The sequence below is a fragment of the Pseudomonas sp. GM25 genome (genome assembly GCF_000282255.1).
Taxonomy (GTDB): Bacteria; Pseudomonadota; Gammaproteobacteria; order Pseudomonadales; family Pseudomonadaceae; genus Aquipseudomonas; species Aquipseudomonas aphyarum.
In genome coordinates, this window is sequence record NZ_AKJQ01000041.1 from 1 (window position 1) to 12,954 (window position 12,954).

At 54.3% G+C, this 12,954-nt stretch carries 14 protein-coding genes; 3 read left to right on the forward strand and 11 right to left on the reverse strand.

Annotated features, from left to right (window positions below; translation table 11 throughout):
- Window positions 1-292: 292 nt before the first annotated feature.
- The 3 genes from PMI24_RS16610 to PMI24_RS16620 form a co-directional block, all read right to left on the reverse strand.
- Window positions 293-1,525 carry a hypothetical protein gene (locus PMI24_RS16610; RefSeq protein WP_007955859.1) on the reverse strand — a complete coding sequence of 411 codons (1,233 nt, stop codon included), beginning with the start codon at window positions 1,523-1,525 and terminating at the stop codon, window positions 293-295.
- 273 nt (window positions 1,526-1,798) lie between these two features.
- The gene (locus tag PMI24_RS16615) at window positions 1,799-2,794 is read right to left on the reverse strand and encodes a hypothetical protein (protein ID WP_007955860.1); all 996 of its coding nucleotides are present in this window, start codon (window positions 2,792-2,794) and stop codon (window positions 1,799-1,801) included.
- Between the two features lie 86 nt (window positions 2,795-2,880).
- The gene (locus tag PMI24_RS16620) at window positions 2,881-3,630 is read right to left on the reverse strand and encodes a hypothetical protein (protein ID WP_007955861.1); all 750 of its coding nucleotides are present in this window, start codon (window positions 3,628-3,630) and stop codon (window positions 2,881-2,883) included.
- Window positions 3,631-4,512: 882 nt separating this feature from the next.
- On the opposite strand from PMI24_RS16620, the gene PMI24_RS16625 reads away from it, so the two are divergent.
- Window positions 4,513-4,872: a DUF6124 family protein gene (locus PMI24_RS16625; protein ID WP_007955862.1), complete on the forward strand. Its 360-nt coding sequence runs from the start codon at window positions 4,513-4,515 to the stop codon at window positions 4,870-4,872.
- A 103-nt stretch (window positions 4,873-4,975) separates the two neighbouring features.
- Here the strand turns inward: PMI24_RS16625 and PMI24_RS16630 are convergent, their stop codons facing one another.
- Together PMI24_RS16630 and PMI24_RS16635 are read right to left on the reverse strand one after the other, a co-directional pair.
- On the reverse strand, window positions 4,976-5,380 hold the full coding sequence (locus PMI24_RS16630) for a DUF7079 family protein (protein ID WP_007955864.1): 405 nt from the start codon (window positions 5,378-5,380) through the stop codon (window positions 4,976-4,978).
- Window positions 5,381-5,522: 142 nt separating this feature from the next.
- On the reverse strand, window positions 5,523-6,188 hold the full coding sequence (locus tag PMI24_RS16635) for a TIGR02466 family protein (RefSeq protein WP_007955865.1): 666 nt from the start codon (window positions 6,186-6,188) through the stop codon (window positions 5,523-5,525).
- Window positions 6,189-6,374: 186 nt separating this feature from the next.
- Between PMI24_RS16635 and PMI24_RS16640 the strand changes: the two genes are divergently transcribed.
- Window positions 6,375-6,584 carry a hypothetical protein gene (locus PMI24_RS16640; protein ID WP_007955866.1) on the forward strand — a complete coding sequence of 70 codons (210 nt, stop codon included), beginning with the start codon at window positions 6,375-6,377 and terminating at the stop codon, window positions 6,582-6,584.
- A 3-nt stretch (window positions 6,585-6,587) separates the two neighbouring features.
- On the opposite strand, the gene PMI24_RS16645 is transcribed toward PMI24_RS16640, so the two are convergent.
- From PMI24_RS16645 to PMI24_RS16670, 6 genes are all read right to left on the reverse strand, one after another.
- A complete protein-coding gene (locus PMI24_RS16645) occupies window positions 6,588-7,379 on the reverse strand; it encodes a transporter substrate-binding domain-containing protein (protein WP_177323253.1) in 792 nt (263 codons plus the stop codon).
- Between the two features lie 59 nt (window positions 7,380-7,438).
- A complete protein-coding gene (copD, locus tag PMI24_RS16650; RefSeq protein ID WP_007955868.1) occupies window positions 7,439-8,302 on the reverse strand; it encodes a copper homeostasis membrane protein CopD in 864 nt (287 codons plus the stop codon).
- Between the two features lie 3 nt (window positions 8,303-8,305).
- Complete coding sequence (copC, locus tag PMI24_RS16655; protein ID WP_007955869.1) at window positions 8,306-8,680, reverse strand: copper homeostasis periplasmic binding protein CopC; 375 nt, start codon at window positions 8,678-8,680, stop codon at window positions 8,306-8,308.
- Between the two features lie 31 nt (window positions 8,681-8,711).
- Entirely contained in the window at window positions 8,712-9,569 is an 858-nt protein-coding gene (locus PMI24_RS16660) for a copper resistance protein B (RefSeq protein WP_007955870.1), read from the reverse strand.
- A gap of 11 nt (window positions 9,570-9,580) precedes the next feature.
- A complete protein-coding gene (locus tag PMI24_RS16665) occupies window positions 9,581-11,293 on the reverse strand; it encodes a copper resistance system multicopper oxidase (RefSeq protein WP_007955871.1) in 1,713 nt (570 codons plus the stop codon).
- Between the two features lie 95 nt (window positions 11,294-11,388).
- Complete coding sequence (locus PMI24_RS16670) at window positions 11,389-11,871, reverse strand: hypothetical protein (protein ID WP_045121792.1); 483 nt, start codon at window positions 11,869-11,871, stop codon at window positions 11,389-11,391.
- A gap of 165 nt (window positions 11,872-12,036) precedes the next feature.
- On the opposite strand from PMI24_RS16670, the gene PMI24_RS16675 reads away from it, so the two are divergent.
- Window positions 12,037-12,696 (forward strand): ribonuclease T2, encoded by a 660-nt coding sequence (locus tag PMI24_RS16675; protein ID WP_007955874.1) that lies wholly within the window; start codon window positions 12,037-12,039, stop codon window positions 12,694-12,696.
- Window positions 12,697-12,954: the final 258 nt, after the last annotated feature.

Here is a 12,954-nt window from a genome sequence, read left to right on the forward strand (position 1 = left end):
CTAGAAAACCCGGGGCGATTCAATGAGCAGAAGGAACAGCACATGGAGAATTTTCAGAAGGCGTGGCTCGCTGGTAAAACATCATGTGAAATGATACTGGATCACTTTCGCGGAAAACCTCTTTGAAGCCTAAATTCTTGATCGAGTCTCCTGTAGCTAATAAAAGATCGTAGCCGGAAACGCATGTGTTATTTTTGGGAACAAAGGGACAGATTTATTTTTTCTGGAATTTTGGGTTGCAAATAAATCCGTCCTCATTTTTTAAATGCGTCCAAAATTTTTATAAAGGAAGTCAGCGGGGAGATTCTCCGATAAATTTTTGAACCGTTTTGAGCATGGCAATCTGTGTTTTTAAGTTTATGGCTTGTGTCGGAAGGGAAATTAGATTTTTAATATCATCGGTAGTTGAAAATTTGAATGGATTCATAATAAAGAAGGCTACTAGGTGTTCGATGAAAGCGCAGAGTTGAAAATTTTTCAACTCAATATTTATTGGAGGGTGTCCCCCGTGAATATGAGTATTTCTAGAGGTTCGTAATGACTCTAATATTGCTTGGTGCAGTATTCTATCTTGATAGAAAAATGATGCTCTTTTTATCAGCGCTGCGGACTCGTGAGTCATAGTTAATCTTTCGAGGGTTGACCACAACTTCATAAATCTAAGCTCGGGGTCTGCTCGGTCTGTGGCGTCAATATAGTTAATGAGTGCGGAAATCGTAGCTGTGATATATGGGCATTTTTTTAGTCGAGAGACATTTTTTCTCAAATGCTCTAGAGTCTTGGGAGGTGATTTTAGCGTCAGTGCTGGGTTGTCCTCAAACGATAGATTGATCCAGCAGCCGTCTCCGGCTCTCTTGCCGTTCAGATGATGCAGTGTGTGAACCTCACCGCATTGAACTACGCTTTTCGTAGGATATTCTCGCTCTTTTGAAGTTGTGATTAATTGGCGATTTTTCTTAAAGCCGATTTGCAGGAGCGCTCTGACGCAGCTTAACGTATCGATTGCGTTATTAACGGCGTGCTCTGTGTTAGCAGCGCTGGTTGTGATGCAGACAAAAGTGTAGGATTCTTGGTTTTTAAAATCGCTCTCCTCGTTGCGTGTTAGTTGGTAGTGTCTGGCTGTGTAGTATTTTTTAGGCAAGGTGTTGTGGAAGCTAATACGGCAGTCATTTATGTTGACTGTTGGTAGTTTATAAATATTTTTAATGTTGATTTGTGTGATGAGCTTGTATGTTTCCTGCTTTTTTGCCTTCAGGTTGCAGCTTTTGTCAAACTCTAAAAGTAAATCGTTGTGATTGGAAATTTTGTTTTTCTTGTAACACTTGTCTATTGTTTCTTTTAGAGTTGAATGCAAAGTGTTTTCGTCAAGTTTGTGGTTGTGTTTGATTAGTCCGAATATTGTGTCGAAGAAAAAAGTTGCTTGAATTTTATAGCTGACGTTGCCGTCTGAGGTTAAGCTGTAGCAGTCGCGAATTGTATTTACAAGCTCGGAAATGTAGGCTGGGTTAATCCATGTTGATTTCAAGTTTATCTCCTGGATCGCAGCGGGGCTGTAAAAATAAAAAAACCGTGCTGCCCGTTAATTATTGGTGGGGTTAGCAATAGTTCTCTTTGTGGAATATTGCACTTTGCTATCCAGTGGTAAAGTTATTAGTTTGCATGCCTACCAGGCGCCACAAGGACTGGTCCAAATCCCTATAACTATTTTTTTGAATAACTACCCCAGAAAATCGACCCTCCGCTTTCTATCTAGCGTGCCGTATGTAATCACAGTATCTGTTGTAGGTGCGGGTAATGGTTATTTGCCACGATGGGTATCTATCATGTTTTGGATGTGAGCGTCTAACTGGGATTCAGCTTCGCTGATGTGCGAACGGATTTCGTCCGTTTGCTTCATGAAATCACAATATTTTTTTAGTGCTGCATCTGAGTCTTTCTCTCTGGCAAGGGAGTCGAGCCGGTTCATCCAGCTTGGGAGCGGGTCTGATTTGACTGGCCATGGGTAGCTGGAGGCAATTTGTTGAATGTATTCACCAGTGTTGTTAACTGTTATGTTGTTGTCCTCGGCATATTTTCTACCTGCTTTACTATTAATGAAGGGCCAAACTTGGCAATCGATTATTATAGATGCACGGCTCTTAGGAGAGCCGAATTCGTATTCTTCTAAGAAGATAAGCGAGCTGTCGGTGCGCTCGATTGTTTCTTTCATGTCAAAATGAAGGTCAGATATCATCGTGTCATTCATGGACTCAGCAACCTCGCCTAACCGTTTCCATGCGGAGTCGAAGGCGAGTCGGGACATAAAAAAGTCAATTTTTCCAATATATTTGGCTGCGCGATGAGATATTTTGTCACCGCTACCTGATGACCATATTAAGGGTGAGAAACTGGAGAGGACCGTGCACGCATTTTTAAAGTAAAATAATGCAAGTGAGTGAAGTATTCCATCATGACGAAGTCCGCGATGATATGCAGTGTTTCTAAAAGTATGTAAGTATTGGATTCTATCGCATGTGGCTGGTGGTATAAGTTTTTTCATCCTGGCGAGCTTTATTTTTGAATCAAAGTTTTGTCCGAGAGCTGCAGCCACAAGTTTTGGGTCAGTACTTGGTTTAGAAAAACGTTTCCACATGTCGTTTTCATAAAAACGGTCTTGTGCATACTTGTGGAGTGTGAGTTCAACAACGTTGTCGATGAGCATAAGCGCGAAACGGTCGAAGTTTCGATCGTGCATTGCCAGTTGGTCCAATGCCAAATCCATCTGATCAATTTGGTCTGCGAAAAATTGCAGCATTGATTTATTCCATCTCGAAAGCTGATAAGGTTTTTTGCGTCATGCTTGATGATCTCGAGCTTATTTAATTTTGTGGAGGTAAATGCCTATTTGTGTCGTTCATTGTCAGTTGGTGAGATAACGCTAAAATTTGTAAATAGTTGATTGTACTTGCAATGTTTTAGAAAATCGATGACCCCGCTAATGCTTTTCATTTGTTCCATTGGGATCATGTTGTATTGGAAGTCCCATTCATTGGTAATGAAGCCTCCATCCTCTACGAAGGCAGTCTTGAGCTTTCCCTCAAAGTGATAGATGATTGCGTACAAAACATTATTGTTATACACGAATCCATTAAATTTTCTAGTGCTGTTTGTAGCTATTGAATAGTGTGAGAACTCCTTGAATGATTCTATCGAGTGTGAATTGGTGATTTTGCATTTGATCGGACGGCCGATGCTGAATACATAAAGTTCTATTTTTTGCGGCGGCATGAAATTTGATTCGTATTCGTCCATGCCTATGTAGTAGTTCGAAACTGGTGAAGTGTCGATGCTTAAGCTCTCAAGGCTCTTAAGTATAATTGGGGGGTTGAATTCCTCTACTTTGATTGCTATGTGTCGATCAATTGTTACATAAATAGAAAATATGGGGACAGGCTTGTCTTTAAGGTTGCTTAATACGACGTTTCCAATTCTGGTTGCTGATGTTCTACTGTGATAGGTGGAAAAAGATGCAAGTATCTTGTTGTTTATTTTTTTCCATGCCAAGTATCCGGTAAGGGGAAGGAGGATTAGGCCGGGAGCGACTTTAAAAAATTCTTTCACTGATTCGAAGAGTTCCGGTTGAATAGTCATGCGCAGAGAACCTGTTCTTGATCGGAGAAGTAATTGATACGATGTCATTCATATGGCAGGACAGCGTTATTGTCTTTGAATACCGGCCTCCAGAGCTGAACTCGACACATATATCCCAGCACAATCGACGTGTGCTGGAGTAGCTGATTGCAAATAGCCAGAGGATGAGGTGGCGTATGTCAGCATAGCTGACGCCAGCCTCAGCCATGCGGTTCTCACTTGATGGATCACCAGCAAGCGCATAGCCGAAGGGACAGCCCTCGTGTGCGTTTTTGAAGGCCAGAAAATAGATCTCATTGCTCATGATCCGCAATTAATGCACGAACCCGATCTTCACTGAGTTCTGATGTGCGAAGCAACACGCGGAAAGTTTCTTCTTCCGTGCCCAAAGTGAGGCAGAGGTAGCCTTCTTCGCCCACTGGTTGGAGGAGTGCGATCCTCAATAGGGGGACAGATCTATTTAACTGAATTTTCTAGTATTCACTGGCCGGTGCCCCTCCTAAGCTGTCTGATTAGAGGGGCGGATAAACAACAAATTTCGTCGTGTTTAAATCCGAACTGCCATTGATGCTCGTGCCCTACACAACCTTGCGCCACCCCCTACACCTAAGACAGAATCCGCCGGCTTGTGCGTCTACCCCGTGGCTTTTATCGTTCTCGGGTCACTGAAATCCAGTGATCGGGTTTGGTAGCCCGTGTGTTAGATGTACAGCGTCATCGTCTCCGGTCGTGCTTTCGATCGGGGTCTATGGTGGTCATGTACAGGGCGTCTTCGGGCGCGCCGGCTCCTGACACCCGGTCTACCAACCTGTTCATGGCCGCCACCCTTCGTTTGGTAGCGAAAGGGTGAAGCCTTCACTAAAAGTGTTAGGAGTTTCATCCATGTTCAAACCAACACCCAACCCACCAGAAACCGATCCGGTTTCCCCCTACAAATTCCCCGATTCACGAACCCTGAACGAAGCCGCCGAGCGCGCCCTCGATCACTACCTCACCCCACAGCAACGGATCATGGGCAGCCACACCCAACATGACCCGATGTACTTCGCCAACCCGGCCTACGACACCGAATCCCTGCTCGCCAACGCCAGCGAATCCCTGGGTTCAGCCTCCGAAATGCTCAACAACTTCGCCGCCACCCTGGAACCCGCCCACCGCAAAACCGCCATCGGCATTGCGCAGTTGGTGATGTTGGGGTCGTTGGCGGTGAATCAGGCGTTGGATAACGTCGAGCCGAAGTAGGTCGTTGCAACCCTCTGTGGCAGACGGACAGCTTGCTGTCGCGGAGGGTTCGTCACTCGAGCGATGAAGGGAAGGGCAGTAGAGAATGCGCGCACAGCGCAGGTTATTTTCGATAGTGCCTGGAGATTTCTTTCCATATGTATCGGTATCGAAACTCAAGCCAACGTATCAGCAGTTTGTCTATTTGGCGTCGATAACGGCTGCGCTCTCGGGCTTTCAGATTTTCACTAATGTCAGACGTTAGTTGTTCAAGGTTGAAAGCAGACCAGATCATCGGGATCACTGTCTCAAGGTTCGAATGGCAGACAGGTGCGACTTCCTCGTAGAGAATTCGCTTTATCTCTTGCGGGTCGTAATCTTCGGTCTGGCGCGCGATGGATTCGTAGTTGACCTCATTGTCTACAAACGCGTCGGACAGTGCCCAATAGACGTGGGAGCGCTCTTTCTCAGTCGCTGACGCCCAATCACGCTTGGTAGGAGATGTCTTCCGAGTGGTTGGTTCAGCCATTTTTGACGTCCTGTCATGCGATGGTGTCAGCCTTGCTTCCAAGGGCGACCGGGAATGTAGCTTTCAAAACTTACCAAAAAACGAGATTGAATTGATTTGTTCTGAAGCTTAGAGCCGTAAACAACCTATCAACTTTTTCATCTCAAGCACCAAAATTAAACGCAATCGAAATCCTTGGTCTCGTCCCTTCAAACCGTCGAACCGAGTGCATCAGCCACGATGGAAACATGATGAAGGTGCCGCTGCTGGCGGCGCAGGTGCTGCTGAAGCCGGCGGTTATGCAGTCTTCGACGCGCATTCGCAGCGCGGGGTTGTAGGTGGAGGCGACCATGCCGCGTGGGTCTGCGAATTCCAGGTCGCCGCCGACGGTCGGGTCGTCTTCTCGGCCGCCGGCGTCCACCCAGTAGACGCCTGACCAGAAGGCGCCTGGATGTCCGTGGAGGGCGTTGCTGTGGCCTGCGGTATTCACGTTGGCCCAGGCGTTGAGTTTCCATTCGAAACTCGGTTCGGTCAGTCCGAATTGCTCGCTGTGCACTGCCGTCATTTGCACGGCGAACGCTTTGGCGAACTTCACCAGAGCGTCGCTGGCTTCTTCGCCCCAGTCATGGAAGTCGTTCGCGGACTGCCAGCCGCCGTCGTTGCTGCGCTTGGCGCCGCTGCGGTCTTGCGCCATGCGGGTTGTGATGAGGGTTTTGAGTTGGGAATTGAGTTTTGCGGCGTCGGGGTACTGGAGGCTGGCGAGGGGTGTTGTAAACAATCGTCGAATCTTTATCAGGTCAGGATTTACCAACTGGCTGTTCGACGGCATTGCGTGTGCTCTAGGTCTCGTAAGTTGCAAAAAACTATACCGAGCGAACTGCAAGGCCGATGTAAACCTTTGTGAAAGGCCGAACCTGAACCCACGCTGAAAACCCCGCAAGTTTCATCTTCCCGCCACCCACACAGGCCTACGATCCATCCACAAGATCCCGATCCCACCCGAGCGCCACACACCATGAACAATCCACTCAAAGCGCTGTTGATCGTCGCAACCATCTCGGTTTTAAGCGCCTGCTCCGGCGCCGGTGGCCTGACGACCACCAGTTGTTTCTCCAGCGACTGTCAGTCGCCGGAGGCGCGGAACGTGAATACGTTGAAGTTTGGCGGGAGCAATATCGGTAACAGTTTCAACCAGTACAGCTCCGGCCTGATGCATGACGATTGAGGTTTACTGGGCCGCGGGTACGGCGATCCATTCGCTCAGGACTTTCTGGTATTTGCCGGTGACTTTGCTCAGGTGCAGCCACTGGTCGACGTAGAGTTTCCAGCTGATGTCGTCGCGCGGCAGCAGGTAGGCTTTTTCGCCGTATTGCATGAACTGGCTCGGGTTGACGGCGCACAGGCCGGGTTTGAGTTTTTGTTGGTAGAGGGCTTCGGAAGCGTCGGTGATCATCACGTCGGCCTTGTTATCGAGCAGTTGCTCGAAGATCGTCACGTTGTCGTGCAACGCCAGCTGCGCCTTGGGCAGGAAGGCGTGGACGAAAGCTTCGTTGGTGCCGCCGGCGGGTTCGACCAGGCGCACGTTCGGCTGGTTGATCTGGTCGATGGTCTGGTATTTGGACTGGTCGGCGCAGCGCACCAGCGGGATCTTGCCGTCGACGTCGAGGGTGTTGCTGAAGAAGGCTTTTTTCTGGCGTTCGAGGGTTACCGAGATGCCGCCGACGCCGATGTCGCATTTGCCGGCCTGCATGTCCGGCATCAGGGTTTTCCAGGTGGTTTGCACCCATTCGACCTTGACGCCGAGGCTGTCGGCCAGCGTTTGCGCCATGGCGATGTCGATGCCTTCGAATCCGCCGTCCGGGCGTTTGAAGGTGTAGGGCTTGTAGTCGCCGGTGGTGCAGACGCGCAACTGGCCCTGTTGCTGAACGGTGTCGAGGTGCGAGGCCGGTTCTTGTGCCTGAGCGGCGCCGGCCATGGCCAGCAGGCCGCAGAAGATCATCGTGCTTTTTGGAATTGTCATGGAGATCGGGCTTGTGCAGTGGGAGTGCGGGCCAGTGTAGTGAATGCGTTTGCCGGGTGTCATCCCGGCTCCGGGCTCAACGTGCCCAGCCACGCCACCAGTCCCACGATCAACAGCGCAATCACCAGCTCCAATGCCACGCTGCGGCGCAAGGCATTGGCCGCCACTTGATACTGCCCGGCGCGCAACGATTGCTCGAGCAACGGCCCGAGGTGGAAGCGGTTCAACGCGGCCAGCACCAGCATGCCCCCGAACAACACAACCTTGATCGCCAACAGAATCCCGTAGGTGCCGAGCAGGACTTCGCCCAGTGTCGGGCCGACGATGAACAGGTAATTCGCCACGCCGGTGGCCGACAGGATCAGCACAATTGCCGCGCCGACGCCTTCGAAGCGTTTGACGGAATCGGCCAGCGAACGAATGCGCGCCTCGCTGCACAGTGCGTCGAGCCGCGACATCAAGATCAACGCGAGCATTGCGCCTAGCCACGCACCCGCCGCGAGCAGGTGCAGGATGTCGCTGAGCAGATGCCACGCGTTATCCATCGCGCCGTGTCCGCTCCAGGCCAGGGAGGCGAGGGCGACGGCGCCGGCCACCGATGCCAGCCACAACCCCGGCCAGATCATCACGACAATCAGCGCAGTCATCCGCAGCGCCCAGGCCAGACCGACGTCGGTTTCCAGCACCATCATTTGCAGATGTGGCCACAGCGCCGCGAATTGCGTTTCTCCACTCATGGCGCGGGTCATCAGCACCAGTCCCGCCACTGACAGCAATGCTCCGATCAACGCCATCCCGCGCAGCATCGGCCGAAACCGCAGCACCGCGTCAATGCTGTACAGCCCGAACAACGCCAGACCGAACAACAGCAGAAAATCCACATAAAGCGCCAGACGCAGGAGGATGTTGATCAGTTCAGCCATCGCTCATTTCACTTTGAACGTGACGTTGCCGGTGATCGGGTGCGTGTCCGACGACACCGCGCGCCATTCGACCTTGTAGGTGCCGGCCGGCAGAGGCGAGAGCGGGGTGACGAACATGGTTTTCGGGTCGCTGCCGGCGCTGACTTTGGCCTTCATCGGCATCGGCGAGTGGGCCATGCCGGGCATTTCGGTCATCACCAGTTTGGCGCCGGAGAACTGGGTCAACAGATCCTCCGAAAAACGCAGTTCGATCTTGCCGGGCGCCGCGCCGTCGGCACCTTCGGCCGGAGTCGACGACAGCAGTTTCGGATGGGCCTGGGCCAGGGTGCTCAGGAGCAAACCGCTGGCGAGGACGAGGGAGATTTTCAATGTGCGCATGCAAGACCTCGGTGTTGTTTTTTGATGGGATTCAGAACCACAGCCGCACGCCGAGGACGAGTCGCGCTTCGCTGCGATCCTCGCCTTCTTCCTGTGCGTAATCGGCGGTGCGGCCGTAGGTACGGTTCCAGGTCACGCCGATGTAGGGCGCAAATTCGCGGCGGATTTCATAGCGCAGGCGCAGCCCGGCTTCGGTGTTCGCGAGGCCCGAGCCGATCCCGCGTTGCGGGTCGTTTTTGCCGTAGACGTTGAGTTCGGCGGTCGGCTGCAGGATCAGGCGATTGGTCAGCAGGATGTCGTAGTCTCCCTCCAGCCGCACCGCGCTCTGGCCGTTTTCGCCGAGGAACGCCGTGGCTTCGGCTTCGAAGTTGTATAGCGCCATGCCCTGCAGGCCGAACGCTGCCCAGGTTTGCGGGGCGCCGGGTTTGAAGTCCTGGCGCACGCCGCTGACCACGTCCCACCACGGCGAAATCGCATGACCCCACAGCGCCTGGATTTCCGCGTCTTCGGTCTTACCGTTGCTGCGCTCGCCCTCGGAGCGCAACCACAGCCGATCGATGTCGCCGCCAATCCAGCCGGACAAATCCCAGGCCAGGGTGCTGGCGTCGTCGGCGTTCTGCCATTCGAGTTTGTCGGCGAGGAAGTAGGTGTTGATGGCGCTGTCGTGGACCTGATGCCCGGCGTGGCTGGTGAACACGGCCGCGCGGTCGGCGTCGGTCAGCGCCGGGATCGGCGTGCGGCTTTCGGTCGGCGCGGCGGGCTGCATCATGCCGTCGTCCATGCTTTGCATATCGCCCATCTGGCTGTGATCCATGCCTTGCATGTCGCTGGCGGCGAACGCCGGAGCCATCGACAGAAGTGACAACGAAAACGCGGCAAATCGGGTCATGGTCGGCGTCCTCATTCTTCCACCCGCACTTCGCGGAACATGCCCATTTCCATGTGGTACAGGAGATGGCAGTGATAGGCCCAACGGCCGAGCGCATCGGCAGTCACGCGGTAGCTGCGGCGGGTGCCGGGCGGCATGTCGATGGTGTGTTTGCGCACCTGGAAGTCGCCGTTTTCGTCTTCCAGATCGCTCCACATGCCATGCAGGTGGATGGGGTGGGTCATCATGGTGTCGTTGACCAGCACCAGGCGGATTCGCTCGCCGTACTTCAACAGCAGCGGCTCGGCGTCGGAGAACTTGATGCCGTTGAACGACCAGGCGAATTTCTCCATGTGGCCGGTGAGATGCAGCTCGATGGTGCGGCTCGGGTCGCGGCCGTCGGGGTCTTCGAAGGGGCTGCGCAGGTCGGCGTAGGTCAGCACCCGGCGCCCGTTGTTACGCAGGCCGAGGCCGGGGTCGTCGAGTTTCGCGGCGGTGGTCATGGCTTGCATGTCCACCAGCGGGTTGTCCTTTTCGCTGTCGGGGTGCGACTGCATCGGGCCCATGTTCATGCTCGAGTGATCCATGCCGCTCATGTCGCTCATGTCCATCGAGCCATGATCCATGCCGCCCATACCCATGTCGTCCATGGTCACCAGCGGGCGCGGGTCCAGCGCGGGCACCGGTGCCGACAAACCGGGGCGGGCGGCGAGGGTGCCTCGGGCGTAGCCGGTGCGGTCCATGGCCTGGGCGAACAGGGTGTAGGCGTCGGCCACGGGCTCGACGATCACGTCATAGGTTTCCGCCACGGCGATGCGCAACTCGTCGACGCTGACCGGTTTGACGTGCAGGCCGTCGGCGGCGACCACGGTCATTTTCAAGCCGGGGATGCGCACGTCGAAGTAGGTCATGGCCGAGCCGTTGATCAGCCGCAGACGCAGTTTTTCGCCGGGGCGGAACAGGCCGGTCCAGTTGTTATCGGGGGCATGGCCGTTCATCAGGAAGGTGTACGTGGCGCCGCTGACGTCGGCGATGTCGGTGGGATTCATCTTCATCTGCGCCCACATCGTGCGGTCGGCGACGGTGGCGCCCCAGCCTTTTTCGCCGACGTCGTGGATGAAATCGCCGACGGTGCGCTTGTGGAAGTTGTAGTAGTCGGACTGTTTTTTCAGGGTCTTCATCAGGCTAGCCGGGTCTTCGTCGGTCCAGTCGCTGAGCATCACCACGTAGTCGCGGTCGTACTGGAACGGCTCCGGCTCCCGCTCATCGATCACCAACGGCCCGTAGACGCCGGCCTGTTCCTGCAAGCCGGAATGGCTGTGATACCAGTAGGTGCCGTGCTGGCGGACCTTGAACTGGTAGACGTACACGCCACCCGGCTCGATGCCCTTGAAACTCAGGCCCGGCACGCCGTCCATGTTGGCCGGTAGCAGAATGCCGTGCCAGTGGATCGACGTGCTGTCCTTGAGCCGGTTGCGCACCCGCAGCGTCACGGTGTCGCCTTCACGCCAGCGCAGCAGCGGGCCGGGCAGGCTGCCGTTGATGGTCATGGCGGTGCGGGGCTGGCCGGTGAAGTTGACCGGGGTTTCGCCGATGAACAGCTCGAAGTCGGTGCCGCTTAACTCATTCACTTGGCCAGGGCTGTTCAAGGCCCAGACCGGCGTGCGCCACAGGCCGAAGCCGCCGAGCAGACCGCCGGCGGCGAGGCCTTTGACGAAAGTGCGTCTTGAGGTGGTGGAAGGCATGCGCTGGAAGTCCCCGTTTGACCAATGACGGGGAGGCTAACCAGCGGCAGCTTTCAGCTGGCTGAGGGGCGGATTACAGTTGTGTCAGGTTCGGCCTACAGACCTAGACCTTCCTGGACCACCAACAGCAGGTTGTTTTCCGTCAACGCAATCGCATCCAGCTGTTGCCCGGTCTCAAGCGTCTGCAACCACCAATGGCTTTCGCCATGTTCATCGACCGTACGCAGCAGCGATGCTTCGCGCCCCGGCAGGACGATTTGCACGCGTCCCGAGCCGTCTTCGGTGAAGCGGGCGATGGGGTCGAACGTCAGGCTGTGGTGGTTGGCTTCGATGATCAACTGGTCGATGGCGTAGTCGTGTGTCTCGCCATCCGGCGAAGTTTCGCAAACATGGGTAGGATTGCGCCGGATTTTCAGGCCGACTTCGGTGACCGGTTGCAACCAGCCCTCGATGCGGTGATACAAGGCGTAGACCTGAGCCGGCCAGCAATCGATCTCAAGTTCGGCGCAGGTGATTTCGTCAGCATGGGTGTGCCGGGTTTGTTTGAGTTTCGCGGCGAGTTCGTCTGCTTTACTCATGTCGGTTCCCTGTGGTGATTTCAACTTCATCGTAGTCCTTTCAAAGTAATGCAGGTTTTGCCCTGCGTCATGCGCTTGCAACACGGGCATGACTCAATCAGCGTCTGGCCAAGTGATGGTCAGACCACAGAAACCACGGACGCACGCGTCCCAAGGAGCGGGAACATGAAAAAGCTTTTTACAATTATGGCGCTGATTGCGCTGACGGTCGGTAGCATCGGCCTGAGTTCGGCACGCCAGTCGTCTGCCAGCAAGGCGGAATCGGTGGCGGGGGTATTCGATTACTACCTACTGACGTTGTCCTGGTCGCCGACGTTCTGCCTGACCCACAAGGACGACCCGCAATGCACCGGCAAGGGCTACGGTTTTGTCTTGCATGGCCTGTGGCCGCAATACGCCAAGGGCGGCTGGCCGGAATCCTGCCCGCCGCTGACCAACCTGTCCGCCGCCGAGACGGCCAAAGGCCTGACGCTGTTCCCGACCAAAAAATTGCTCGATCACGAATGGAGCAAGCACGGCACCTGCAGCGGCCTCGGCGCGATGGGCTATTTGGACGAAGCGGACAAAGCCGTGGCCGCGGTAAAAATCCCGGAAGAGTTGCAACCCTTCAGTAGCTCTTATTACTTCGAAGCGCAGGAAATTGCCGATCTGTTCCGCAAGAGCAATCCGGGCATACCGTCAGACGGTATCGCCGTGATCTGCAACGGCCCGGAACTCTCGGAAGTGCGCGTGTGCATGGGCAAGGACCTGCAATTCGGCGCCTGCGGCAAGGGCGTGAAAACCCAGTGCCGGGCGGGGGATATCCGGGTGCCGCCGTCGCGTTGACCGGAGCGGTTACCGACCATAAAAACAGGCGCCTTTTCAGGCGCCTGTTTTTTTGCGTGCGGGTTTGAACGACGGAAGGACTTTGTTCAAGCTGCGCGCCCCACGGATGATGACGTGATACTGCAAGGAGCCTGCTTACGCACGTATCGCGGAAAACTGCTGTTTGACTCGATCATGGAGGAATTTTCCTAATGTATAGACTGTTCGTTTGCCTGCTTTTCGTGATTTGTTCTGGTTGTGCAAAAGACCATGTATGGC

What these genes read in the sequence shown, in the direction of transcription:
- PMI24_RS16615 (WP_007955860.1), bottom strand. Translation starts at nt 2,794, where the DNA reads ATGCTGCAATTTTTCGCAGACCAAATTGATCAGATGGATTTGGCATTG.
- PMI24_RS16620 (WP_007955861.1), bottom strand. Translation starts at nt 3,630, where the DNA reads ATGACTATTCAACCGGAACTCTTCGAATCAGTGAAAGAATTTTTTAAA.
- PMI24_RS16625 (WP_007955862.1), top strand. Translation starts at nt 4,513, where the DNA reads ATGTTCAAACCAACACCCAACCCACCAGAAACCGATCCGGTTTCCCCC.
- PMI24_RS16630 (WP_007955864.1), bottom strand. Translation starts at nt 5,380, where the DNA reads ATGGCTGAACCAACCACTCGGAAGACATCTCCTACCAAGCGTGATTGG.
- PMI24_RS16635 (WP_007955865.1), bottom strand. Translation starts at nt 6,188, where the DNA reads ATGCCGTCGAACAGCCAGTTGGTAAATCCTGACCTGATAAAGATTCGA.
- PMI24_RS16640 (WP_007955866.1), top strand. Translation starts at nt 6,375, where the DNA reads ATGAACAATCCACTCAAAGCGCTGTTGATCGTCGCAACCATCTCGGTT.
- PMI24_RS16645 (WP_177323253.1), bottom strand. Translation starts at nt 7,379, where the DNA reads ATGACAATTCCAAAAAGCACGATGATCTTCTGCGGCCTGCTGGCCATG.
- copD (WP_007955868.1), bottom strand. Translation starts at nt 8,302, where the DNA reads ATGGCTGAACTGATCAACATCCTCCTGCGTCTGGCGCTTTATGTGGAT.
- copC (WP_007955869.1), bottom strand. Translation starts at nt 8,680, where the DNA reads ATGCGCACATTGAAAATCTCCCTCGTCCTCGCCAGCGGTTTGCTCCTG.
- PMI24_RS16660 (WP_007955870.1), bottom strand. Translation starts at nt 9,569, where the DNA reads ATGACCCGATTTGCCGCGTTTTCGTTGTCACTTCTGTCGATGGCTCCG.
- PMI24_RS16665 (WP_007955871.1), bottom strand. Translation starts at nt 11,293, where the DNA reads ATGCCTTCCACCACCTCAAGACGCACTTTCGTCAAAGGCCTCGCCGCC.
- PMI24_RS16670 (WP_045121792.1), bottom strand. Translation starts at nt 11,871, where the DNA reads ATGAGTAAAGCAGACGAACTCGCCGCGAAACTCAAACAAACCCGGCAC.
- PMI24_RS16675 (WP_007955874.1), top strand. Translation starts at nt 12,037, where the DNA reads ATGAAAAAGCTTTTTACAATTATGGCGCTGATTGCGCTGACGGTCGGT.